This is a genomic window from Haloarcula sebkhae (assembly GCF_014647415.1).
Lineage (GTDB): Archaea > Halobacteriota > Halobacteria > Halobacteriales > Haloarculaceae > Haloarcula > Haloarcula sebkhae.
In genome coordinates this window covers 275,289-299,961 of record NZ_BMPD01000001.1, presented here as the reverse complement: position 1 = coordinate 299,961, position 24,673 = coordinate 275,289, and the positions used below count along the sequence as shown (strand labels likewise).

Sequence of the window (24,673 nt, the reverse complement as noted above, 5' to 3'; positions counted from 1 at the left end):
CGATGGATGGCCACCCGTTACTTTCACTGTATTCGGCATCTGTTCGAGAATACGAACTATCGACAGCGAAGTGCGACTGCGCGAGTGCCAGCCGGCGACGGACGTAGTGTTAGCACACGTCCGAGAGTTCGGTTCGCCGACGCTCGCTCAGTGGATGCCGACGTACGCCTCTGTGATGTAGTCGTTGTTCTGGAACTCCGCAGCGGAGCCACTGAGCTCGACCCGGCCGGATTCCAGCAGTGAGAGCCGGTGGGCGTGGCGCAGCGCGAACGTGGCGTTCTGCTCGACGAGCAGGAGCGTCTGGCCCTGGTCGTTCAGCGTCTCGATGGCGTCGCTGATGTCGTCGATGATGACGGGAGCCAGCCCGAGCGTCGGTTCGTCGAGGACGAGCAGTTCCGGGTCGCCCATCAGCGCCCGGCCGACGGCGAGCATCTGCTGTTCGCCGCCACTCATGGTCTGGGCCTCCTGGTCCCGGCGGTCGTCGAGCCGCGGGAACAGGTCGTACACCATCGTCAGGTCCGCTCGGACGGCGTCGCGGTCCTCGCGGAACTGCGCGCCCATGAGCAGGTTCTCGTGTACCGAGAAGAACGGGAACAGGTCGCGGTCTTCGGTGCAGTAGATGAGGCCGTCGTTGACCAGCTGCTGGGGGTTGAGGTCGGCCACGTCTCGCCCGTTGAACCGAATCGTCCCGCCGTAGTCGAGGAAGCCGGCAACGGCGTCCAACAGCGTCGTCTTCCCCGCGCCGTTGGGGCCGACGATGCCGCCGATCTCCCCGCGCTCGACGGTCAGCGAAACGCCGTCCAGCGCCTGAGACTTGCCGTAGTACACGTCGAGGTCTTCGACTTCGAGCAGCGGGTCGCTCATTGGACCGCGCTCACCTCCCCGGCGAGGTAGGCGTCCTGAACCCGCTCGTCACCGACGATGTCGGCCGGGTCACCCGACGCCAGTTTCTGGCCGTTGTGCAACACGACGACCCGGTCGACGAGGTCCATCAGCCCGCGCATGTTGTGGTCGACGACGACCATCGTGATGCCCTGCTCGCGGAACGACTCGAACTGCTCGGAGAGCCGCCGGACCTCCGTCTGGTTCAGGCCGGCGAAGGGCTCGTCCAGCAGGAGGAGGTCCGGCTCTGTCGCCAGCGCCTTCGCGATTTCGAGGCGGCGAACGTCGGCGTGGGGCAGGGAGCCGGGGTCGTCGTTGAGGGCGTCCTCGATGTCGACCTGTGCAGCGTAACTGGCGATTGCCTTGTCGCTCGCGCCGCCGTCGAACGAGCGAATGCTGTTGGGGAACGTGAATAGCTCGATGTTCTCTCGGACGGTCATCGACCCGATAGGGTTGGACTCCTGAGAGACGCGTGACAGGCCGCGGTTCACGATTTCGTGGGTCTTGTCGTCCGTGATGTCAGTCCCGTCGAAGCGCACCGTCCCGCCGGTCACCTGGTAGATGCTCATGATGCAGTTGAACACGGTCGTCTTGCCGGAGCCGTTGGGGCCGATGAGGCCGAGTATCTCGCCGCTCTCGACGCCAAAGGAGAGGTCGTCGACGGCGACGAGGCCGCCGAACTGCTTGGTCAAGTCCTCAACCGACAGCAGCGTCACCGTCGGTCACCTCCCAGCGCGCCGAGCGCACGCCAGAGGAGACGGAACAGTCCGTCCCGGGCGAACACCAACACGAGAAGAACGAGCAGCCAGAGGGCGAGCCAGCGCAGTTCCTCGCCGAGGCCGACGAGGAACACGTCCCGGAGTCCAACGAACAGGAACGCGCCGCCGAGCGGCCCCAGAATCGAGCTCATGCCGCCGATGACCGCCATCGCTATCATCTGGATGCTGTTGTCTACGATGACGAACGTCTGGGGGTCCACGCCCGCATTGACGTGGGCGAGCAGGACGCCGCCGATGCCCATCGGGACCGCACTCAATACGAACGACCAGAGCTTGAACTTCGTCGGGTCCAGCCCGGCCGCGGAGACGGCGTCCTCGTTTTCTCGGATGGCGATCAGCACTGTACCAATATCGGAACGCCCGACGTAGGTCAGCGTGGCCGCAACGGCGAGCATCGGCACCACAACCATGTAGTACTGCAGCGTCAGGTCGTAGGTGAACACGTCGACGCGGATGCCTCGAAGGCCGTTTGTCCACTCGCTCAGGGCCTTCGTCAACCGGTAGAACAGCAGGACGGTGACGAAGGTGACGAGCGAGAAATACGGGCCACGGAGCCGGAGCGAGGGGACGGCGATGGCCAGCCCCAGCGCCGTCGTCACGAGTATCGACAGCGGGACTGTGACAAACAGCGATAGCTCCGGGTTCAGATGGAGCACCAGCAAGCCGGTGGTGTATCCGGCCGCCCCAGACAGCGCCGAGTGGCCGAAGCTGATGTAGCCGGTGTAGCCGCTCTGGATGTCCCAGCCCATCGCAAAGACGGCCCAGACCGCGCCAAGCGTGAGCGGTCTGAGGTAGTCCTGGCCCCACAGCGGCGCGGTGACGAGGCCGCCGAAGGCCACTACGAGCAGCAACAACTGCAGGCCAGTGACCTCGCCGAAACGCTCGCCGAGTCTGCGGTTGTACCGCTCCGCGACCGGCCAGAGCAGCCGTTCCGCTGGCCGGCCGACCGCCCCGACGACGCCGGCCCCCTGCGCGAGGAGGGTGTCTCTCAAGACCGATTCGGCGCGGCCAGTGAGCCGGCCGATACCCCGGCCGGTCTGTTCTCGGTCACTCATGGACGAACTCCGTGCCGTACAGGCCCTGTGGCAGCACCAGCAGGACGACCACGAGGACCACCAGCGACATGATACCGCGGACGCTCTGTCCGAGGAACTGTCCGGTCGCCGTCTGCAGGTAGCCGACGATGTAGGCGGCGGCGACCGACCCCTTGATGGAGCCGATGCCGCCCACGACGACGATGATAAAGGCGAGCGCGAGCGGTTCCAGCCACATCGTCGGTTCGGCCGCCCCGATACCGCCCAGGAACACGCCGGCGATGCCAGCCAGGCCGCCCGCGACGAGCCACGTGCGGGCACGCACGCCCGGCACGTCGACGCCGGTGAGCATGGCCCCGCGCTCGCTCATCGAGGTGGCGCGTATCGACCGGCCGCTGTCGGTCTTGGTGACGTAGTACCAGAGCAGCCCCATCGCACCCCAGGAGGCGACGAAGGCCGCGAGTTCCACGTAAAGGATGCGGGTCCCGAGCGCCTGGACCTGCAGCACGCCCGGTACCACGCTGTACTGGTAGGGCTGGGCGTGAAACACGAGCGTGACGAGTTCGGTGAAGGCGATGGCGACCACGATGGTCGCGAGGAACGTGATGACGACGTTCTCCTCGATGGTCCGGACCAGCACGACGTAGAGACCGTAGGAAATGAGCCCGACGATAACGACTGTGAGCGGGAACGCGACTATCGGATGCAGCGTCACGCTCGCGAGGATACTGTCCGAGACGAGACTCAGGTAGGTGTACGCGCCGGCCATTATCAGCGCGCCGTGGGCGAGGTTCAACACGCCGCCGACGCCAAACACCATGGTGAAGCCGATAGCGATCAGTGCGTAGACGGCGCTGATGAGCGCGCCGTCGACGATGACGCTGGCAATGTCTCCCAGCATCGTTCACCCCATCCACGGTGGCGCGGCGTGTTCGGCGGTCCGCAAGCCTTCCGGGTAGACGCACTCCAGAGACCCGCCCTCGCGCCACTGGGTAAGCGGGTAGTTCGTGATGAGGCCGTCACTGTCCCGCTTCTCTCGGAGGTCGTGGGCGTACGTCTCGTCGGCCCCGTAGAACTGGACTTGCCCGGCCGCTCCGGTGAAGTCGGTCTGGAGCAGCGCGTCGACAATTGTATCAAGGTTGTTCTCCTGATCGACGGTACCGGCGCGCTCGGCGGCGTTTTTGAAGACGTGTATCGCATCGTAGGTCACAAAGCCCATGTACATCGGCTTGCTCGGCGGGTCATCGGCGTCCCCGTACTCCTCCATGTACGACTCCGTGAACGGGACCGTCTTCGACGTGATGTCGGTGACACCCGCCGCGCCGGACTGGGTCGTCGTCTCGTAGGCCGCCGCGCCTTCGGTGAGCTGGTAGTACGCCGGCAGCATCGACGCGACGTGGACTCCTTCGATGCCAAATTCGTACTCACCCTCCGCCCAGCGGGCCGCCATCGGCCCGCCGTTGATGTGCGCGAAGAAGCGGAACATCGCGTCCGCGCCCACCTCGTCCACGTCGTCTAGCACCGACCCGAATGAGGTGGTATCAGTTGCCAGCCCGTTCACCATCGGTACGTCCAAGTCCGCCTCCCTCAGCAGGTCGACCAGCCGGTTCCGGAACACCGTCGTCCACTCGGCGTCGTCGGCGACGACGGCGAACGTGTTCCATCCGTGGCGGTCCGAGAGGTGGCTGGCGTACTGGCTGATGACCTCCGCCTGGAAGTGGGAGTTCACCGGCCCGACCCGGAACGTGTTCTTGTAGCGCTCGTAGTCGGACGCGACGAACTCCGTGACGGTGCTCGGCGCGGCGGAGCCGGTGACCAGAAACGGCGTGTTGAATTCTGACACCAGGTCCATGATGGACTGGGTCACCTCGCTGGAGAACGTGCCGACGATGGCGTCGACTTCCTCCTGTCGGACCAACTCACCTGCGACGGTGCGCGCCTCGGACGGCGACGCCCGCGTGTCCTTCGTAACGAGTTCGACGGTCTGGTCGGCGATACCACCGTCGTCGTTGATTTCCGCGACCGCCATCTCCGCCGACCGCTTCGAGCCGATGCCGAGTGGGTTGTTCAGCGGTGCGAGGTGGCCGATGGTGACCGTCTCGGAGATGCCACCACCTCCATCAGGGTTCTCCCCACCACCGCCGCCGTCACCGCTGCAGCCGGCGAACAGTCCGAGCGCTGCGCTCGCTCCGGCCGCTCTGATGAATGACCGCCGACCGATACCGTTGGTATATGCTGTGCTCCTGTCGCTGGGTGTGCTCGTTGGGTCTGCCATGGTCTACCCTCGTTGGGTGGTACCACGTTCCAAACCATCCACATTAAAGATGCGGGGGAGTCCGCAGTCTGTTCCAACCTCCCTCACAGGTACAGCGGGACGGTCACAATGGTCTGGCTATCAGAGCCCATGTCGACAGTGGGCGCTCCGTGGCCGTCTGCCCCGGCACGCAGAAGACACAGTCGACCAAATCTATATTTGGGTGGCCATCACACATCGAATATGGCGTTTAGCTTGACGGCCGAGCAGACGGCAGTCCGAGAAGCAGTGCGTGAATTCGGCGAGAACGAGATAGAGCCGCTCGGAACGGAATGCGACAGGGAGAAGCGCTACCCGGAGGAACTGATGGAGCAGGCGGCACAGTACGACCTCATCGCGCCGGAAGTCCCCGAGAAGTACGGCGGTGCGGGGATGGACAGCCTCACTGGCGTCGTCGTCACCGAAGAACTGTGGCGTGCCGACCCGGGTATCGGGAGCGCAATCGGCTCCCGTGGCTTCGGGTCGAGCATGATTCAGAAGTACGGCGACGAGTGGATGAAAGAGAAGTGGCTGCCGAAGATCACCAGCGGCGAGTCGGCGTGTGCTAGCGCCATCAGCGAACCCGCCCACGGCTCGAACGTGGCCGGTATCGAGACGTACGCCGAACGCGACAGCGACGGCTGGGTACTCAATGGCAACAAGATGTGGATCACGAACGGCACCGTCGCCGATGTGATGGTCGTGATGGCAAAAACCGACCCCGACGCCGGCCACGAGGGCATCAGCGCGTTCCTCGTGCCGACGGACACCGACGGCCTGCAGGCGGAAAAAATCGATAACAAACTCGGTATCCGCGCGTCGGACTTGGCCGAAATCATCATCGACGACGTTCGCGTACCCGAGGAGAACCTCGTCGGGGAGGCGGGGGCTGGCTTCTACCAGTTGATGGACTTCTTCGCGAGCGGGCGGGCGAACGTGGCCGCACAGGCCGTCGGCACCGCGCAAGCCGCTCTCGACGACTCGATCCAGTATGCGAACGAGCGCGAGCAGTTCGGCCAGCCGATCAGCGAGTTCCAGGCCATCGAACACAAGATCGCGGAGATGGCCACCAACGTCGAGGCTGCGCGGTCGCTTACGTATCGCGCCGCCAGCGCCATCGATTCTGGCAACCTCGATGTGGCGACGAAGTTGGCCAGCATGGCGAAGTTGTTCGCCAGCGAGCACGCCGTCGACGTGGCCGACGAGGCGATTCAGGTCCACGGCGGCGCGGGCTACGTCACCGACCACAACGTCGAGCGGTACTACCGCGACGCCCGCATCACCAAGATCTACGAAGGGACCAGCGAGATCCAGAAGAACATCATCGCCGACCGCGTGCTGTGAGACTGCACTAAAGCTGAGAGATCGCGCAGCCTACCGCCGGAGCGTCAGGAACTCGGCCGAAAAGACAGCTTCGTCGGCCTGATTCAGCGCGGTGACTTCGGTTCGGACGACGCCCGTCGCAACCGGATGGTCCCGCCGTTCGGTGTCGACAATCTCGGCCTCGACGTGAATCGTATCGCCTAGGAACACCGGCTTGATGAACCGAAGCCGGTCGATGCCGTAGAACGCGACCATGTGGCGCTTTTCGGCCTCGTCGCGGGCCTGCCACAGCAGGCCAGTGACGACTGAAAACACCAGCGCACCGTGGGCGATTCGTTTGCCATACCCCGAGTCGGCCATCCGCTCGGCGTTCGTGTGGAGGTGATTGAAATCCCCGCTGACACCCGCGAAGTTGACCACGTCGGCCTCGGTGATGGTTCGCCCCGACGTAGTGAAGTCGTCGCCGACTTCGACTGCATCGAACTCGCCGGCCATCTTACCGGCCCTCACAAGCGGCCGTGGCACGACGCTTCGGTTGCTGGTCGAGTCGGCACTGCCGCGTTCGCACCCGCCGGTCCCGGGACTGTGGGCCGCTACTATTGCTAGACATACACATCGTCACCGTGTCCCGCACCGGTGTTAATGCTACCGGGGATCGCCGGTTACTCGCCACGCCACCTCAGGGAGACACAGCGCTCACAGGCTGTTCTAGCTGTTCAACTATATTCAACGGAATCCGGAAGAGAACACTCAGGACGTAGCTTTATTGCGGATGCCCGAGATGTCCGATGCGATGTCAAAGTCACACACGGAGCGGTTTCGCCTGGAAGGTCAGCGGGCGATTATAACGGGCGCATCGAGCGGCATCGGCCGGGCAATCGCTGAGGAGTTCGCGGCCGACGGGGCCGACGTGGTTGTCTGTTCGCGCGAGCAGGACAACGTCGGACCGGTGGCCGACGAAATCAACGACAGCGACCGGCCCGGTGAGGCGGTCGCTATCGAATGCGACGTGACAGACCGCGAGGCCGTCGAGGCGCTAGTGGAAGCGACCGTCGACGAGTTCGGCGGGCTGGACGTGCTCGTGAACAACGCCGGGGCGAGCTTCATGTCCGGGTTCGACGATATCAGCGAGAACGGCTGGAAAACCATCGTCGACATCAACCTCCACGGGACCTACCACTGTACGCAGGCGGCCGGGGACGCGCTGGCCGCTGACGGCGGCGGGACGGTCATCAATCTCTCCAGCGTCGCCGGGGAACAGGGCGCGCCGTACATGAGCCACTACGGGGCCGCAAAGGCCGGCGTCAGCAATCTCACGTCGACGCTGTCGGCGGAGTGGGCTGACCGCGACATCCGCATCAACTGCATCGCGCCGGGCTTCGTCGCCACGCCGGGCGTCGAGTCACAGATGGGCGTCAGCGCCGACAACATCGACCGCGAGGCCGTCGAGCGCCGCATCGGTCTCTCGGAGGAGATCGCCGACATCGCGCTGTTCCTCGCCAGTCCGGCCTCGTCGTACATCGTCGGTCAGACCATCACCGCCGCCGGCGTCCCACGGCTTGAAGAGACGCCTGACATCTGAGCGCTGGGAGTTCCAGTCACGCCGGTCGGAGCCGCGGCCTCACTTCGAAACGCCGAGCCAGTCCGGTAACTTTCGGAGATCGTCAAGAGCCACATCCACGGCGGGTCCGTCCTCGGCCCCGTAGGCGACCGTCCACAGCCCGGCCCGCGTTCCGCCGTCCATATCGTGCTCGTAGCGGTCACCGATCATCACAGACTGTGCCGGTTCGACCCCGGCCTTCCCGAGCGCCGTTTCGAACATCGCCGGGTCCGGCTTGGTTCGACCGACGGCCTCTGAAGTGGTGTACGAATCCATCGCGTCCCAGACCTCGAAAGTCCGCAACAGTTCCTTGCCTTCGTCGTCGTCCACATCGCTGATGACGCCCTGATGGAGCGGCGCGTCTGCCAGCGCCTCGATCGCCGTGATGGCGTCGGAGTTGGGCTCGACCTGTTCGGTACGGATTTTCCGGAACAGTGATTCCCACTCGGTTTCCTCGGGACTGACTGTCAGAATTTCATCGACTGCCCGCCGATAGCCCTCGTGGGCGGGCCGGAACGCTGTCCCCTCGCGCTCGCCGAAGTACGTTCCGAGGACGTTCCGCCATCGTTCGAGGGCCGCGTCGGAATCCGCAGCGGCCGGGTACTCCGCACACAGGCGGTCGACAAACTCGCGGTGGGCCGCCCGGACGGACGCCATCCGGAGGATCACACCCCCGATGTCCCAGAAGACGGCCTCGACATCTGGACTCTCGCTCACGGCAGCGGCTTGGACTGGCCTGGGTATGAAACTACCGCCGACGCCCGGTTCCGTGGGTGCGTCGCGATGGGTGTGCGGGACGCTACGCTGGAAAATAAACGACCAACCACGCGTTCGCTGTGCTCCAACACTTATGATGTCGACGTGCGAGAACGAGAATGTGCCATGATATCGTTCACCGATTCCGAGGCCGCGACTACGCTTGCCGAGCGTGCCCGAGCGTTGATGGTCGAGGTCGTCATCCCGCGGGAGCGAGAACTCGCGGGCGGGACGGCTATCTCCGACGCAACAGTTCGCGACCTTCGCGCTGCCGCACGGGAGTACGACGTGTACGCCCCGCAAATCCCCGAAGAACACGGCGGGATGGGCTACGATTTCCGTGACGTGTTGCCGACGTTCGAAGAAGCGGGCCGAAGCCTCCTTGGCCCGATTGCGATGCGCGTCGACGCGCCCGACGAGGGGAACATGCACCTGCTGGAGATGCAGGGTACCGAACTCCAGAAATCGGAGTACCTCGACCCGCTCGTCGAAGGCGAGATACAGTCTGGCTTCGCGATGACGGAGCCGATGCAGGGCGCGGGCTCCGACCCGAAGATGATACGCACCACGGCACAGAAGGAGGGTGACGAGTGGGTCATCGACGGCCACAAGTGGTGGACAACCGGTGGCGTCGACGCCGACATCCTGCTCGTCTTTGCCCGGACGGACGAGGACGTCCACCCGTATGAGGGGTGTTCAGTGTTCATCGTCCCGGCCGACGCCGACGGTGTGGACATCGTTCGGAACGTCCCGCATATGGGCAGCCAGGGTGACCCGAAGGGCCACGCCGAAATCGAGTTCAACGGCGTTCGCGTCCCCGAAGAACACCTGCTGGGCGAGGAAGGCAACGGCTTCCAGCACGTCCAGCAACGGCTCGGCCCGGCGCGGCTTACCCACTGCATGCGTTTCTCGGGGATGGCCGAGCGGGCGCTGTCCATCGCCAAGGCCTACACCACCGAACGGCAGGCCTTCGGCGACTCCGTGGCCGACAAACAGCACGTCCGCTTCGAAATCGCCGAACAGGAGACACAGATTCAGGCCGCGCGGGCGCTGGTCCGGGCCGCCGCGGACGCCATCGCCGCCGGCAAGGAAGCCCGCGTCGAGGTGTCGATGAGCAAAGTGTTCGCCGCTCGGGCGACGCAGGACGCCATCGACACTGCGGTCCAGTTCTGTGGCGGCAACGGCATCGGCCGGGACCTCCCGCTTGCGGACTTCTACGAACTGGTCAGGACGTTCCGAATCGTTGACGGGGCTGATGAGGTCCACCTGCGGACTATCGCTCGGGAGGCCTTCAAGGACGTGGACAGCGAGGAACTGGAGCCGGTGCGTCGCTACCGCGAGTAGGACGGGGCAGTCAGCGGCGACGGTTGCTACTTCCCTTCGAACTCTGGCTCACGGTCGGCCGCAAAGGCCGCTGTCCCTTCCGCTACGTCGTCAGTCGTCAGTAGGAGCGCAAAGGCCTGGCTCTCCATTTCGAGGCCGGCGTCGAGGCTCTCGTCGGCTCCTTCGTTCATCACACGCTTGGCCTTCCGCAGGGCAATCGGCGGCCCGGATACGAGGTCCGAAACGAACTCTTCGACCACGTCATCGAACTCGTCGGCGTCGACGGCCCGGTTGATGAGTCCCCAGTCGGCCGCCCGCTCGGCGGAGATGTGCTCGCCGCGGAACACGAGTTCCTTCGCCCGGGCGTCGGTCAACATTCGGATCGCGCGCTGTGTTCCACCGCCGCCGGGGAGCAGCCCGAGCGTGATTTCGGGGAAGCCAAACTCCGAATTGGTCGTCGCCAGCCGGAGGTCACAGGCAAGGGCGAGTTCCAGCCCCGCGCCGAGACAGTAGCCGTCGATGCGCGCCAGCGTCGGTCGGGGGTACTCGGCGACCGTCGTGAACACTTTCGTCGGCTCCGACGTCTGTGCGGGGTCGCGGTCCGCGAAGCCGGAGATGTCGGCTCCGGCGGAAAAGGCGCGCTCGCCGGCCCCTTCGAACACGACGGCCCGGACGTCGTCCTCGTCGACCGACGAAAGCAGATCGACGACCTCGTCCGCGAGGGTTTCGCTGATAGCGTTCATTCGCGATGGGCGGTCGAGTTCCACTTCTAGCAGGCCATCGTCATCGAGTTCCCAGTTGATCGTGTGGTAGTCACCCGGGCCGTCGCCGTTGTCGTACTCGTGGAAGCCCTGGCCCGCTTCCGTCCCGGTGTGGCCGGCTGCCACGAGATCAACAAGGTACTCCGCCGGCTCGTAGCGGTCGTCGCCGTGCTCGTCGCGGAGCTTCCGGAGTTTTTCGAGGATGTTGTCGAGGCCGATGTCGTCGGCCCGGCGGCAGGTCCCCTCAGGGAAGCCCGCCCCGAGTCGCATCCCCGTGTCGATGGCCTCTGCCGTCGCTACGTCGTCGCCGACGAGCTTTGCGGCCTCGTTCGCCATCACCGCTTCGACGCGGAGATGGTCGAACCCCTTGGCATCCTCCGGGACGTACTCCGGGCCGCCGCCGTCGTCGTAGTCGTAGTACCCCTTGCCGGTCTTGCGGCCGAGGTTTTCGTTTTCGACTTTCTCCGCCATGATAGGCGGGACCGGCCTTCCGGCCTCCGTCCGGACATGGTAGCCGATGTCGATGCCGGTCAGGTCGCCGAGTTCGAACGGCCCCATCGGGTACCCTCGCTCGTGGACCATCGCGGCGTCGGCCTGCCGGATAGTCGCCTCGCCCGCCGAGACCATCCAGGCCGGCTCGCTCATGAACGGCCCGAGGACGGAGTTGACGACGAACCCACGCACGTCCTTGCGGACGTATATCGGCGTCTTGCCGAGAGATTCGACGAACTCGTAGCCGCGCTGGGCCGTCTCGTCGGTCGTCGCCTTGCCGTAGATGACCTCGACGAGGTCCATCTTCACCGGCGGATTGAAGAAGTGCAGGCCCAGCACCGAGTCCGGCCGCTCTGTCGCTGCGGCGATCTCCGTGATGGACAGCGAGGAGCTGTTCGTCGCCAGCAGCGCATCTTCGGGCGCTGCGGCGTCGACGGACTCGAAGATGTCCTGTTTCACCGAGAGCTGTTCCGGGCCGGCCTCGATGACCAGATCCGCGTCGCTCACCGCCGCTTCCAGATCGGTCGTCGTCGCGACCCGCGCCGCCACGTCGTCGGGGTCCTCGTCGAGTCGCCCCTTCTCGGCGAGCTTTTCGAGCGACCACTCGATCTCGTCGTAGCCGTCTTCGACGATGTCCGCCTCGATGTCACGCAGCACGACGTCGTAGCCGGCGATTGCCGTGACCTCGGCGATGCCGTGGCCCATCGTTCCCGCACCGAGCACTGCAACTGTCGCTATCTCTGGCTGCTCTGCTCGCATACGCGTAGTGTCTATTGCAACACATATCAATCATCCCCCTAGCATCCGTTTTGTGTCGCAATACGTCGACGATTATTACCAGCCAGAAAGCCCCCGGCGAGCTGTGTATGGGGTTGCTGCCATCTGCCGGGGCTTCGACACGCAAATCGGCTCTTGCTTCGTCGCTGCTAGAGCGGTTCGTCGCCCTCGATAATCCGGATCGCGCGGTCGGCCAGCGCCGGGACGCGGTTCTCCATCAATGGATAGAACGGGTCGTCGGCGTTGCCTTCCAGATAGCGCCGGTAGAACATCTCCCCAAGGGCGGCGAGCTTGTACACGGCGAGCGTCCGATAGAACCGCTCGTGTTCGAACGTCAGGCCGGTCTGGGCTTCCCAGCGGTCGACCAGATCTTTCCGGGTCGGGTAGCCCGGTGCCTCGATGAACTCCATCGCAAGGTCGGGAATCTCCGGCTCGGGGTCCTTGGCGTCACGCCAGTACGAGAGCAGCCAGCCGAGGTCGGCCCGTGGGTCGCCCAGCGTCGCCATCTCCCAGTCGAAGACGGCGGCGAGGTCCGGGTCGTCACCGGGGCCGAACATCACGTTGTCGAGTTTGTAATCGCCATGCACCAGTGTCTCCGGATGGTCGTCGGGACACTCGTCCTGAAGCCACGAGCCGACCCGCTCCAGTTCAGGGACAGTGCGGGACTCGGCCGTCCGCTCGAACGCCCACGCCAGTTGTTTCCCCCAGCGCGTGACCTGCCGCTTCGCATACCCTCTCGCACGGCCGAGGTCTGACAGGCCGACGGATTCGGTATCAACCTCGTGGATGGCTGCGAGGGTGTCCACCAGTTCGGTGCCGACTGCCGCCCGGGCGTCGTTGTTCGCGAAGCGTGCTGGCTCTTGGTCTCGGATGACGGTCCCCTCGACGCGAGCCATGACGTAGAAATCGCTGCCGATGACCGACTCATCGTCACAGGCCGTCACTGTCGGCGGGACCGGTACGGCTGTGTCCTGTAGCGCGTCGATGACGCGGTACTCCCGCAACACGTCGTGAGCTGTCTCGGCGGTCTGGCCCGGCGGGGGCCGCCTGACGACCAGCTCTCGGTCGCCCCAGGTGACAAACAGCGTCTCGTTGGAGTGACCCTGCTCGTGGCGCGCAACGTCGAACGTGTCGACCGGGCCGACTTCCCTCGTGAGGAACTCTTCGAGCGCACTTTCGTCGACCAGTCGCTGGTAGTAGTCGGTGCTGTGTTCAGTCATGGTCGCTGATTGGGTTCCGTGTCATGAAAAACTGCGGGTCGTGTCACCGTCCGACGAACTCCGGCCGGCGGTCGGTCAGGAACGCCTCGACGCCCTCCTCGTGGTCGGCCGTCTCGAAGACGATACCCTGGGCAGTTGCCTCGTCGCGCTGGGCGCGGTCGAAGGACTTCTCCAGGCCGTCCTGAAGCAGCCGTTTTGAATGCCGGAGGGCAACGGTCGGCCCATCGGCGATGCGGCTGACGGTCGCCTCGACTTCGGACTCGAACGCTTCAGCGTTGTAGACGTGATTGAACAGGCCCAGCTCCGCGGCTCGCTCGGCACCCAGGATCTCGCCGGTGAACACTAGCTCCTTTGCGACGTTGGTCCCGACGATACGGGGGAGCAGATACGACGTGCCAGCGTCGACGCTGAGGCCGACCTGCCGGAACACGAAGCCGATGCTGGCCGACTCGCTCGCCAGCTGGATGTCACAGGCGATCGCGAGGTTCGCGCCGGCCCCGACGGCCGACCCGTCGACCTTTGCGACGGTCGGGACCGGTAGTGCGACGACTCTGGCGATGGTGTCGCGGGTCCGGCGAGCCAGTTCGCTGACGGCGTCGTCAGTCGGGTCGTCGTCCGTGAGCCGCTCGCTCATTCCCTCGATGTCGCCGCCGGCCGAGAACGACTCGCCGGTGCCCTCGATGACGACACACCGAACATCGGACGCAGTCTCGATGGTATCGAGGTGGCGCTCCAAGGCGTCGTATACGGGCTGTGTGAGTGCGTTCCGCGTTTCCGGTTCGTTCAGCGTCAGCGTGGCGATGCCGTCGTCGATGGAGAGCAGTACGGACTCGCTCACCGGATATCACTCCGTTGTAACTGCATGGGTTCGCTTCACACGGTCTCGGTATAAATTTACCGCCGGTTCACAGTTTCAGACAGCGCTGGCCACGAGCTGCGGGTGGCACGTTGAGGGTATCACAGCGAGCAGGGCTAGTTTTAAGATATCGGTGTGTGTTGACACGCAGTATGCCAGGTGGTGCACCACTCAACCTCCGGTCATTCCTGTGGCGTGGCGAGAACGTGTTCCCCGACAGCGAGATCGTCTCGCGGACACACCAGGGGATTCACCGGTACACGATAGCGGACTACGCCGAACGCGTACGGAAGCTAGCCTCGGCCCTCGAACAGGCGGGCATCGAACGCGGCGACAGAGTCGGGACGTTCGCCTGGAACAATCACTGGCATCAGGAGGCCTACTACGGCGTCGCCTGCATGGGCGCACAGGTCCACATGATTAATCTCCTCCTGCCCGACGAGCACATCCAGCACATCGTAGCCGACGCCGAGGACGAGATCCTCATCGTCGACCCCGTCATGCTAGAAAAGCTCGAAGGTGCCTACGACGAGGAAGCCTTCGCTTCTGTCGAGCAGTACATCGTGATGGGCGACACCGTCCCCGAAACGTCGCTGGAGCCGGTCGTCGACTACGAATCGTTCATCGCCGACGGCGACCCCGATTACTCCTTCCCGCAACTGCCCGAGGACCAGCCGGCGGGGATGTGCTACACGTCCGGGACAACAGGCAAGCCGAAAGGTGTCGAGTACACCCAGAAGATGTACTGGACGCAGGTCATGTCGTTGATGACCAGCCAGGCCGGTATCAAGACCGACGACGTAGAGCTGACGTACGTTCCGATGTTCCACGTCAGCGGCTGGTGTCGTCCGTTCACGACTATCGCTGCCGGAGCCAAGACAGTCCTCCCCGGGCCGAACCCGTCGGCCGAGGATCTGGCGATGCTCATCGAAGAAGAGGACGTGACCGTCTCCGCAGCGGTCCCGACTGTCTTCATGGACCTGCTGGAGTACGCCCGCGAGACCGACGTGGACTTCTCTTCGGTTCGATACTTCACCAGCGGCGGGTCCGCGACGCCGCGGTCGCTGATGGAGGATTACAAGCAGGAGTTCGACGTGGACCTCATTTCCGGCTACGGCATGACCGAGACATCACCGGTTACTCACGCCTACGAGCCCAAGCCCGGAATGACGGATCTGCCGGAGGAGGAACTGTTCGACCTGCGGAGCCACTCCGCGGGGCTCCCGATTGCCGGGCTGGAGTTCAAAGTCGTCAACACCGACGGCGAGGAAGTGCCCTGGGACGGCGAGTCGCTGGGCGAACTCTGGATGCGTGGCCCGTGGGTCACACAGGAGTACTACAACGCCCCCGATGCGACCGAACAGGCCGTCACCGACGACGGCTGGTTCAAGACCGGTGACATTGTCCGGGTGAGTCCGGAGGGGTACGTCGACGTAGTCGACCGGATGGACGATCTCGTCAAGAGCGGCGGCGAGTGGATCGCCAGCGTCGAGGTCGAAAACGCGGTCATGGGTCACGACGAGGTCGTCGAAGCCGCCGTCGTCCCTGTCCCCCACGAGCGGTGGGACGAACGCCCTGCCGCGTTCGTCGTCACACGCGATACCGTAGCCGACGAAGCCGCGTTGCGGCAGGAAATCAAAGACCTCGTCGCCGAGTCCTATCCGTCGTGGTGGGTTCCCGACGCCATCCGTCTGGTCGACGGGATTCCCAAGGGTGCGACCGGGAAGTTCTCCAAGCAGACGCTCCGTGACGAGTACGTTGACGAGTCGGTCATCGAAACCGTCGCCGAGAACGCCCCGGCGACGTAATTCGGCTGAAGCGTGGCGGAGCCTCTGGCTGTCAGACACACTATCGACGGCGGCGTTCTCGGTAGCGTGCAGCCATTGTACGGCTCCAGCCACAACAGCCCCAATCGCGAATAAATATTTATGATACCCCTGTGATGACTGTGGTATGCGAGCAGCTGTCATTGAGGAGCACGGCGAACCGCTCACGATTCAGGACGTGTCCTATCCGGAGCCCCAGCCAGACCAGGTCGTCATCGAGACCGAAGCCTGCGGGGTCTGCCGGAGCGACTGGCACGCCTGGCAGGGGGACTGGGAGTGGTTCGGCATCCAGACCGGTCCCGGGCAGATTCTTGGTCACGAGCCGGCCGGGGTCGTCGCCGACGTGGGTTCGGACGTCGAACAGTTCTCCGAGGGGGACCGCGTCACGGTCCCGTTCCACCTCGGCGACGGGTCGTGTCAGTACTGCCAGCGCGGACACGCCAACATCTGCGAGACGTCGATGCCGCTTGGCTTCCTTGAGGCCGCACCGGGGGCATTCGCCGAGGCGTTCCCTGTCCGCGAAGCCGACTTCAACTGTGTCACGCTGCCGGACGCCGTCGACTTCACTGAGATGGCCGGGCTCGGCTGTCGGTTCATGACGGCGTACCACGCGCTGACCGACCGGGCGGATCTCAGGCCGGGCGACGCCATCGCGATCCACGGCTGTGGCGGCGTTGGCCTCTCGGCAGTCCATATCGCGGATGTGTTGGGAGCCGAACCGATTGCGGTCGACGTACAAGACAGCAAGCTCGACCGGGCGCGGGACCTCGGCGCAGCGACGACAATCAACGCTGCCGAGGTGGACAACGTCCCCGGAGAGGTTCACGCAGTCACGGACGGCGGGGCCGATGTGGCTATCGACGCGCTGGGTATCGCGGAGACGTGTCGCAACGCGGTCGGCTCGCTGGACAAGCAGGGCACCCACGTGCAGGTCGGACTCACGACTGACGACGAGGCCGGGGAAATCTCCCTCCCGGTTGATACGATGACCCTGCAGGAAATCGACTTCCATGGCTCCTACGGGATGCCGCCGATCCGGTACGACGAACTGTTCCGGCTCATCGACGCCGGGACGCTCGAACCCTCCAAGATCGTCGGGGAGACGCTTTCGCTCGACGACGTGCCGGCGACCCTCTCGTCGATGGGCGAGTACGAGACGGTCGGTATCCCCGTCATCGACGAGTTCTGAGAGACGCCGGCGCTACGCTGTGGTCGTCGGTCCCTACGAACGGTTCGCTGCCAGCCAGTCAGCAGCGAAGTCTACCATCGGCTGTTGGTCGAGGAGCTTCGACTCGCCGACGCCGACAGTCCCCGTCTCGACGGCGCTGGGGTGGGCACGCTCGAACGCATCACCACAGGCCTGAAAATCCGTATCGGTGAGTCCGATATCGGTCCAGTGGCACCATTCGCGCTCGCCCTCGAGAAGTACGGCGCTGGCGTGTCTGGTCGTGTCGGTGTCGATATCGGCGCGGTACTCGGCGAGGTGCAGCGAGGTGTTCGTCGCATGTGACGTTCCGAGAAACAGGACCCTCCCATCACGGTCGTAGACGTCTGACAGCGGTGATGTTTCCCCGAGCGAGTAATCGTAGGCGTGACCGCCAGTGATGGCCTCGGCGTCGGCACCCCACGCGGCGAAGGAATGCTGTGGGTGCTTACTCCGGTAGACGGCTGGATACGTCCGAAAACACTCGGCGATTGCACCCATTCCCTGCGTTGGCGTCACTGCTGGGCGGTACGGTGGGAACTGTTCGCGAATTGTGTCGGCCCACGAGTCCGGGACTGGTGGGTTCCCCATATTGTCGGGGTCCCTGTTGCCGGGCGAGTGCGTTGGCATCACTACGGCCCCGCGCTCGGTGACGACGCGCTGCAGGGCGTCAACCACCGCCGGTGCGCCACCACAGACCCACCCCAGTTCGGACAGCGACCCGTGGACCAGTACTATCTCCCCGCTTTCGAGACCCAGCGCACGAAGGTCGTGTGCTATCGAATCCACAGTGACCGGTTCCGCTGAACGGTCACTTGGGCGCGGCGTGTCCATGAGAGACGATAGCCGAAAGCGGGCATAAGTTTCGTGTTCCCAGCAACACCGAGCCGCTGTTGTGGGTGCCTACTGTGGCCCCGAATCTACTGGCTCAGAGCAGCTGATAGTCGCGCTCTTCGTGCTGGACGGAGATCCACTTGGTCTCGGTCAGTTCGTCCATGATCCACTCACCGTTGTACCGGCCGAGGCCGGAGTTCTTCATCCCGCCGAACGGGGCGTTGGGTTCATCCTGAATTGGGTGGTCGTTGACGTGGACCATCCCGGCGTCGATCTGGTCGGCGATGGACCGGCCGTGTTCGATATCATCGCTGTACACGCCCGCAGCGAGGCCGTACTCGGTGTCGTTGGCGAGTTCGACGGCTTCCTCGTCGGACTCGAACGGAATGACCGGGGCGACGGGGCCGAAGTGCTCGTTGCATGCCGCGGACATATCGTTGGTACACCCCGAGAGGACGGTCGGTTCGAGGAACAGATCCTCAACCTCGCCACCTGTTTCCAGCGTCGCGCCAGCATCGACAGTCTGCTCGATGAACGAGGTGAGCTGTTCGACCTGGCTCTCGTTGATGATCGGACCGAACTCCACGTCCTCATCGAGCGGGTTCCCGATAGTCAGCGACTCCGCGTGCTCGACGAGTTTCTCGACGTACTCGTCGTAGACATCCTCGTGGACGAGATGGCGGTTGATCGAGATACACACCTGTCCCTGATGGCCGAACGCGCCGACGGAACCGGCCTTGGCGGCTGCCTCGATGTCGGCGTCCTCGGTGACGACGAACGGTCCGTTCCCACCGAGTTCGAGCGCTGGGAGGGCGAGCGCGTTCCCAGCCTGACTCGCTACTGACCTGCCGACTGCCGTCGACCCGGTGAATGACATCACGCGGGCGGTCGGATGGCCGGCCATCCGGTCGCCGATGTCGGAGCCGTGGCCCGTGACGACGTTGACGACGCCGTCCGGGAGGCCGGCTTCCTCGGCGATGTCAGCCAGCAGGAGCCCGCCGGTAATCGGCGTGTCCGTTGCGGGCTTGATGACGACAGTGTTCCCCAGTGCGAGCGCGGGACCGAGCGCTCGCGTCGTGAGGTGCAGTGGGAAGTTCCACGGCGAAATAATCCCGACGACGCCAGCGGGTTCGCGGACGATGTGATGGTCTTTGTCCTCGTGATACATCGAGTCACGGACCTCCTCTTCCGGCGGGATCATCTCCAGTGCGCTCTGGAAGTCCGCCATTGCGAAGTTGGCCTCGGCAGTTGCTTTGGCCTGAACGCTGCCCGACTCCGTCGCGAGCAGTTCGATGATCTCGTCGAGTCGTTCCTGCATCACCCCGATCATCGACTCGACGTACTCGTTGCGCTCCTCGCGCGACAGCGCCGCCCAGTCGGACTGGGCCGCATCGGCTGCCTGGTAGGCATCGTTGACATCGCCCTCCGTTCCGGCGGGTACCGCCGCGATTTCATCGCCTGTCGCGGGATTGGTCACCGGAATCGTCTCAGATGCGTTGGCGTCGCGCCACTCACCGTCGATGTATAGTCGGCTCCACGCCGTCTGGCTATCTGGTTGTGACATTCCATAGTATCGACAGCGCTACGGACTTTTAGCACTTTGGCAGCAGGCAAACGCTTAATTGAACCCCGGCCACAGATCCTATATGATCGATTACCTCGGTCTCGAAGACGACCTCGGCGAGGAAGAGCGGATGGTCCGTGACACAGCCCGGGAGTTCGTCGAGAACGAAGTCAAGCCGGACGTCGGGCAGCACTGGATCGACGGAACGTTCCCGACGGATCTCATCACCGAGATGGGCGACCTCGGGTTCTACGCCCCAAACCTCGATGGGTACGGCCTGCCGGGCCTCAGCGAGACGGCGTATGGCCTCCTGTTGCAGGAGCTGGAGGCCGGCGACAGCGGCCTGCGCTCGATGGCCAGCGTGCAGGGGGCACTCGTGATGTACCCGATTCACGCCTACGGCAGCGACGCCCAGAAAGAGGAATGGCTGCCGGCACTCGGCAGCGGCGAGCAGGTGGGCTGTTTCGGGTTGACCGAGCCCGAACACGGGTCGAACCCGTCGGCGATGGAAACGACGGCCGAGCGCGACGCCGACGGCTACGTCCTGAACGGCTCAAAGACGTGGATCACGAACGCGCCCATCAGCGACGTCGCAGTGGTCTGGGCAAAGGTCACATCCGCCGACGGCAACCCCGTTCGGGGCTTCCTCGTCGAAACGGATCGTGACGGCGTGACGACGAACAAGATCGACGAGAAGCTCTCGCTGCGGGCATCGATTACCGGCGAGATCAGCCTGCAGAACGCCCGCGTCCCCGAGGAGAACATCCTGCCGGGCGTCGAGGGGATGAAGGGGCCGCTGTCCTGTCTCACCCAGGCCCGCTACGGTATTGCCTGGGGAACGGTCGGGGCCGCGATGGACTGTTTCGAGACCGCCCACGAGTACGCCACCGACCGAGAGCAGTTCGGCAAGCCGATCGCCGGCTATCAGCTCCAGCAGGAGAAGCTCGCAGAGATGGCGACCCAGATATCGCTGGGTCAGTTGCTCGCCCACCGGCTCGCAGACCTGAAGGAACGCGGCAACCTCCGCCCGGAACAGGTGTCGATGGCGAAGCGAAACAACGCACGAATGGCTCGCGAGCAGTCACGAGTGGCCCGCGAGATGCTCGGCGGCAACGGCATCACGGCCGATTACTCCCCGATGCGGCACCTGACGAACCTCGAAACCGTCTACACTTACGAGGGGACCCACGACATTCACTCGCTCATCATCGGTCACGACCTGACCGGTATCCCGGCCTTCGAGTAGAGGCCGTCCGACACATTCCGGGATACGGAACGACCGCGCGCCGGCGCGAAACAGCACTTCTCAATCGTACGTGAGGTCGATCTTCAACTCGCTGGCTTTCTGTTCCAGCAGATCGGGGTACGTCGATTCGATGTCGTCCTGGCTTACCCGGCCATTCGGTCCGAAGACGCTCAGCGCGCCGATAAGGTCGTCCTCGTGGTTGTACACCGGTACGCCCGCTGCTCGCAGGCCGTCCATGTGCTCGGACATGTTGGTCGCATAGCCCCGCTCGCGGATCTGTTCGAGTTCCTCGAACAGCGCGTCCCGGTCGGTAATCGTGTTCGATGTCAGCTCTTCGAGAGCAGTGGTTTCGGCGAACTCTTCGATGCGTTCGTCGGACCACTCCGCGAGGATGGCTTTCCCCGAGGCGAGCGCGTGCAGCGGCCGGCGTTTGCCGATCATCGTGTCGCTCTGGAGCGGGTTCCGGCCGCCGGCCCGGTGCAGATACACGCCCTCGAACTCTTCCTCGACCAGAAATAGCGCCCGCTCGTCGGTCTCTATCGCCAGTTCGATGACTTTCTGCTTGGCGACGATGTAGCCCGGCCGCCGTATCCGCGGCGGTTCGCTGAGTTGCAGAAATTGGAGTGACAGCCGATACTCCCCGTCTTCCTCGACGAGATAGTCCATATCGTGCAGCGTCTTGAGGTGCCGATACACCGTGCTCTTGGCCAGATCCGTCTCCGTCCGGATGTCCGCGATTGTCGCGCCGCCCGCGTCCCGAATCAGCGCGAGAATCTCGAACGACGTCCGGGTTGTCGACACCTCGGACGTTCCGTTCTTGTTTTCGAGCATACGGAGTTGTGATTTCTCAGTGTCATCAACGTTTCGCACAATCGACCATGATGGTGCGATAGCTCGAATGCAGTCAGTAGCTATCCGCTGTTCGATTCCATCGCCGAACCGAACCTAATTTGTAGTACGCGACTGGATTTTACACAGACCATGTCACGGCTTAGCGCAGACGATATCGAACAGCTTCGGGCCCAGTTCGACCGACAACTCGATGTCGGACTGCACCACGGCGCACAGCTGGCGGTGTACGTCGACGGCGACCTTGTCGTCGATTTCGCCGGCGGCTCCACGGGTCCCGACGGCGACGAAACGACGCCCGAGACGCGTCACCTCCTGTTTTCCTGTACGAAACCGTTCGCCGGTGTCGGCCTGCACCAACTCGTCGAGCAGGGCGAACTCGACTACGACGATCGGGTGGTCGAGCACTGGCCGGAGTTTGCCGACGACGGCACACAGAAAGCATCGATCACTGTCCGGCAGGTGCTCAGCCACACCGCCGGTATCCCCTTCGGCGAGTTCGACGACCAGCCCGAGCGCTGGGGCGACTGGGAGGCCGTCGTCGCGGCGATGGAAGACATCGAACCCGTGTTTGAGCCCGGAACGATCCCGGCGTATCACGCCACCAACTACGGCTGGCTGGTCGGCGAACTCATCCGACGCTGTAGCGGCCAGCCGGTCGAGGAGTACGTTGCAGAGAACGTGTTCGAGCCGCTTGGGATGGGTGATACTGGAATCGGTCTGCGTGACGACGAGCCCGACACCGTGGCGACCCTGGCCGGCTACGAAATGTCCGAGCGATGTCACGATGTCGAAGAGGGGCTTGAAGACCCTACCGACGTCGCGGCGTTCAATCAGGAAGCGACTCACCGGGCAGTGATTCCCGCGGCCAACGGCATCGGCACTGCCCGGGACATGGCCCGGTTCTACGCCTGTCTCGCAAACGGCGGGTCGCTGGATGGGACGCAACTGCTAACCGAAGCGACCGTCGACGAGGCGACCACGACCCACGCCGAAACCGAATCCGACGGTACGCTGTCGCGTCCGGCCCGCTACGGACTTGGCGTCTGGACCGGTGGGCTGGCCGCCGACATGTTCGGGGCCGCCAGCAAAGAGCGGATGTTCGGCCACGCCGGCCTCGGGAGTTCGTTCGGCTGGGGCGACCCCGAACTGAACGTCGGGTTCGCGCTCGTCACGAACGGTATCCGCGAGGAGTCCTTCGAACACGCCGCCCGCGTCGGCCAGCTTTCCGACGCCGTCCGGCTGTTGTTACAGGACTGAGCGCAACACCCACTGACACCTGTCGCCACAGGGGTTTTCTGACCGTTTGCGTCTCCAGCTAAGAGACGGTTGCACGACCCGAGTCTTTGTATGGCCCGCGGCTAACCCTCCGATATGAACTTCCCCGACCGAGGCGACGTGGACCATCTCATTGATCCACAGCCGCTGCCGGACTTCGCTCGTGTCCAGTACGAGCCGGAGACGGCCGCCGTTGACGACCCGGCAGCCGTGGCGCAGGCTGAACTCGACCGCCTCGATCTTGACGGGTTGGAACCGGGCACAACCGTTGCCGTTGCCGTCGGCAGCCGCGGCATCCACTGTATCGACGACATTGCCGAGGCTGTCGTCGAGGCCATTCGCAGTAGGGGATTCGAACCAGTCGTCGTCCCGGCGATGGGGAGCCACGGCGGGGCGACGCCCGAGGGCCAGCGCGAAGTGCTGGAGAGCCTGGGCATCACGGAATCGTGCCTCGATGCCCCCATCGACGCCCGGATGGACACTGCACAGGTCGACACCGTCACTGTCGGTGAGACCGAGTTTCCGGTCCACGTTTCGACGGCGGCACGGGAGGCGGATGCCGTGGTCGTCGTGAACCGAGTAAAGCCCCACACCAACTATAGCGGCCGCATCGAGAGCGGGCTGACGAAGATGACCGTCGTCGGGCTGGGCAAGCAACACGGCGCGAAGGCGTTCCACTCGACAGCCATCAAGGAGGGATATGTGGAGACGCTGGAAGCCGCGCTCCCGGTTGTCGAGTCGGCGCTGCCACTGGTCGGCGGCGTGGCGCTGGTCGAGAACTTCCACGAGGAGACAGCCCACGTCGAAGCGATTCCGGCGGGCTCGTTCACCGACTGCGAGCCAGCGCTGCTGGAACAGGCCTACGACGAGATGGCGACGCTCCCGGTCGACGACATCGACCTGCTTGTCGTCGACGAACTCGGCAAGGATGTCTCCGGCGCGGGAATGGACACGAACGTCATCGGCCGCTACCGCGTCCTCAACGCGCCGGACCCCGACGAACCGTCGATCAAGCTGCTGTACGCCCGCGGGCTCACAGAGGCGACGAAGGGCAACGGCAACGGTATCGGCCTGGCCGACATCACCCGCCGGGCCGTCGTCGACCAGCTGGACCTCCAGAAGACGTACGCGAACGCCCTCACCAGCGGTTCGACGGCGAAGGCGAAGCTCCCGCTCGTCGCACCGGACGACGAGTTCGCCATCCGGACGGCGCTGTCTGCGCTCGGTGGCTACGACCCTGATACCGTCCGGATCGTCTGGATACAGACGACACAGGACCTCTCGACGCTCCACGTCTCCGACCCGCTAATCGATGATCTGCCGGCCGCCGCCGCAGTCACCGACCACGAGTCGCTCGCGTTCACCGACGGCACCGCGTCGTTTATCCGGGACTGACTACCGGGTAGCAACGGTCATGCCGTGCGTCTGGAACAATTTCTAACAACTGTACATTCGTTTCTACAGCCACAAACCATCATTTATATGATATTATCGGAATCGGGTCTCAATCGAACTGGCAGAGGAACGGGATACAAGCAGAAGCGTGAGGTTTACGTTCCACTTTTAGGTGATCGATTTATATCGGGTGACCATCTATAGCTATATCGAGTTCGAAACTCTCAGAAGGCAACTATATGAACATTTTAGCGAATGTATGGGGTTAAAAACGCAAAAATAACATAGAAAATCTGTATATGGGGCCAAAAATCGATGCGAGCGCAATATATGGTGACATATCTGGCTCAATCATCGTCAGATATAGGAGTGTCCGGACAC

General features: G+C 64.1%; 21 protein-coding genes. 8 read left to right on the top strand and 13 right to left on the bottom strand.

What is annotated here, in order from left to right:
* Positions 1-147: 147 nt before the first annotated feature.
* From IEY38_RS01480 to IEY38_RS01460, 5 genes are read right to left on the bottom strand one after another with little or no spacing between them, the layout of a single operon-like run.
* On the bottom strand, positions 148-864 hold the full coding sequence (locus IEY38_RS01480) for an ABC transporter ATP-binding protein (RefSeq protein ID WP_188974761.1): 717 nt from the start codon (positions 862-864) through the stop codon (positions 148-150).
* Complete coding sequence (locus tag IEY38_RS01475) at positions 861-1,598, bottom strand: ABC transporter ATP-binding protein (protein ID WP_188974759.1); 738 nt, start codon at positions 1,596-1,598, stop codon at positions 861-863. The genes IEY38_RS01480 and IEY38_RS01475 overlap by 4 nt, the downstream gene beginning before the upstream one ends.
* Positions 1,595-2,716 (bottom strand): branched-chain amino acid ABC transporter permease, encoded by a 1,122-nt coding sequence (locus IEY38_RS01470; protein WP_188974757.1) that lies wholly within the window; start codon positions 2,714-2,716, stop codon positions 1,595-1,597. The genes IEY38_RS01475 and IEY38_RS01470 overlap by 4 nt, the downstream gene beginning before the upstream one ends.
* The gene (locus IEY38_RS01465; RefSeq protein ID WP_188974755.1) at positions 2,709-3,596 is read right to left on the bottom strand and encodes a branched-chain amino acid ABC transporter permease; all 888 of its coding nucleotides are present in this window, start codon (positions 3,594-3,596) and stop codon (positions 2,709-2,711) included. Before IEY38_RS01465 ends, IEY38_RS01470 begins: the two co-directional genes overlap by 8 nt.
* Positions 3,597-3,599: 3 nt before the next feature.
* Positions 3,600-4,970, bottom strand: a complete 1,371-nt coding sequence (locus IEY38_RS01460; protein ID WP_188974753.1) for an ABC transporter substrate-binding protein — start codon at positions 4,968-4,970, stop codon at positions 3,600-3,602.
* A gap of 222 nt (positions 4,971-5,192) precedes the next feature.
* Between IEY38_RS01460 and IEY38_RS01455 the strand changes: the two genes are divergently transcribed.
* On the top strand, positions 5,193-6,332 hold the full coding sequence (locus IEY38_RS01455; protein WP_188974751.1) for an acyl-CoA dehydrogenase family protein: 1,140 nt from the start codon (positions 5,193-5,195) through the stop codon (positions 6,330-6,332).
* A 30-nt stretch (positions 6,333-6,362) separates the two neighbouring features.
* Here IEY38_RS01455 and IEY38_RS01450 read toward each other — a convergent pair whose 3' ends face one another.
* Positions 6,363-6,806 (bottom strand): MaoC family dehydratase, encoded by a 444-nt coding sequence (locus tag IEY38_RS01450; protein ID WP_188974749.1) that lies wholly within the window; start codon positions 6,804-6,806, stop codon positions 6,363-6,365.
* A 277-nt stretch (positions 6,807-7,083) separates the two neighbouring features.
* On the opposite strand from IEY38_RS01450, the gene IEY38_RS01445 reads away from it, so the two are divergent.
* Complete coding sequence (locus IEY38_RS01445; RefSeq protein ID WP_058994410.1) at positions 7,084-7,893, top strand: SDR family NAD(P)-dependent oxidoreductase; 810 nt, start codon at positions 7,084-7,086, stop codon at positions 7,891-7,893.
* A gap of 39 nt (positions 7,894-7,932) precedes the next feature.
* On the opposite strand, the gene IEY38_RS01440 is transcribed toward IEY38_RS01445, so the two are convergent.
* Positions 7,933-8,628: an HAD family hydrolase gene (locus IEY38_RS01440; RefSeq protein ID WP_188974747.1), complete on the bottom strand. Its 696-nt coding sequence runs from the start codon at positions 8,626-8,628 to the stop codon at positions 7,933-7,935.
* 165 nt (positions 8,629-8,793) lie between these two features.
* Between IEY38_RS01440 and IEY38_RS01435 the strand changes: the two genes are divergently transcribed.
* Positions 8,794-10,011 carry an acyl-CoA dehydrogenase family protein gene (locus IEY38_RS01435; RefSeq protein WP_188974746.1) on the top strand — a complete coding sequence of 406 codons (1,218 nt, stop codon included), beginning with the start codon at positions 8,794-8,796 and terminating at the stop codon, positions 10,009-10,011.
* Positions 10,012-10,037: 26 nt separating this feature from the next.
* Here IEY38_RS01435 and IEY38_RS01430 read toward each other — a convergent pair whose 3' ends face one another.
* From IEY38_RS01430 to IEY38_RS01420, 3 genes are all read right to left on the bottom strand, one after another.
* Positions 10,038-12,002 carry a 3-hydroxyacyl-CoA dehydrogenase/enoyl-CoA hydratase family protein gene (locus IEY38_RS01430; protein WP_188974744.1) on the bottom strand — a complete coding sequence of 655 codons (1,965 nt, stop codon included), beginning with the start codon at positions 12,000-12,002 and terminating at the stop codon, positions 10,038-10,040.
* A gap of 167 nt (positions 12,003-12,169) precedes the next feature.
* On the bottom strand, positions 12,170-13,240 hold the full coding sequence (locus tag IEY38_RS01425; RefSeq protein ID WP_188974742.1) for a phosphotransferase family protein: 1,071 nt from the start codon (positions 13,238-13,240) through the stop codon (positions 12,170-12,172).
* A gap of 43 nt (positions 13,241-13,283) precedes the next feature.
* A complete protein-coding gene (locus IEY38_RS01420; RefSeq protein ID WP_188974740.1) occupies positions 13,284-14,078 on the bottom strand; it encodes an enoyl-CoA hydratase/isomerase family protein in 795 nt (264 codons plus the stop codon).
* Between the two features lie 170 nt (positions 14,079-14,248).
* Between IEY38_RS01420 and IEY38_RS01415 the strand changes: the two genes are divergently transcribed.
* Positions 14,249-15,904, top strand: coding sequence for a long-chain-fatty-acid--CoA ligase (locus IEY38_RS01415; protein WP_188974738.1), 1,656 nt, complete (start codon positions 14,249-14,251; stop codon positions 15,902-15,904).
* Positions 15,905-16,049: 145 nt separating this feature from the next.
* Positions 16,050-17,111: a zinc-dependent alcohol dehydrogenase family protein gene (locus IEY38_RS01410; protein WP_188974736.1), complete on the top strand. Its 1,062-nt coding sequence runs from the start codon at positions 16,050-16,052 to the stop codon at positions 17,109-17,111.
* A gap of 33 nt (positions 17,112-17,144) precedes the next feature.
* Here the strand turns inward: IEY38_RS01410 and IEY38_RS01405 are convergent, their stop codons facing one another.
* Positions 17,145-17,960, bottom strand: a complete 816-nt coding sequence (locus IEY38_RS01405; protein WP_188974734.1) for an aminoglycoside N(3)-acetyltransferase — start codon at positions 17,958-17,960, stop codon at positions 17,145-17,147.
* 94 nt (positions 17,961-18,054) lie between these two features.
* Positions 18,055-19,524, bottom strand: a complete 1,470-nt coding sequence (locus IEY38_RS01400; RefSeq protein ID WP_188974732.1) for an aldehyde dehydrogenase family protein — start codon at positions 19,522-19,524, stop codon at positions 18,055-18,057.
* Between the two features lie 82 nt (positions 19,525-19,606).
* On the opposite strand from IEY38_RS01400, the gene IEY38_RS01395 reads away from it, so the two are divergent.
* Positions 19,607-20,770 (top strand): acyl-CoA dehydrogenase family protein, encoded by a 1,164-nt coding sequence (locus IEY38_RS01395; protein ID WP_188974730.1) that lies wholly within the window; start codon positions 19,607-19,609, stop codon positions 20,768-20,770.
* Between the two features lie 60 nt (positions 20,771-20,830).
* Here IEY38_RS01395 and IEY38_RS01390 read toward each other — a convergent pair whose 3' ends face one another.
* Entirely contained in the window at positions 20,831-21,601 is a 771-nt protein-coding gene (locus IEY38_RS01390; RefSeq protein WP_188974728.1) for an IclR family transcriptional regulator, read from the bottom strand.
* 150 nt (positions 21,602-21,751) lie between these two features.
* Between IEY38_RS01390 and IEY38_RS01385 the strand changes: the two genes are divergently transcribed.
* Positions 21,752-22,879, top strand: a complete 1,128-nt coding sequence (locus IEY38_RS01385) for a serine hydrolase domain-containing protein (protein WP_188974726.1) — start codon at positions 21,752-21,754, stop codon at positions 22,877-22,879.
* 114 nt (positions 22,880-22,993) lie between these two features.
* A complete protein-coding gene (locus tag IEY38_RS01380; protein WP_188974724.1) occupies positions 22,994-24,292 on the top strand; it encodes a nickel pincer cofactor-dependent isomerase, group 22 in 1,299 nt (432 codons plus the stop codon).
* Positions 24,293-24,673: the final 381 nt, after the last annotated feature.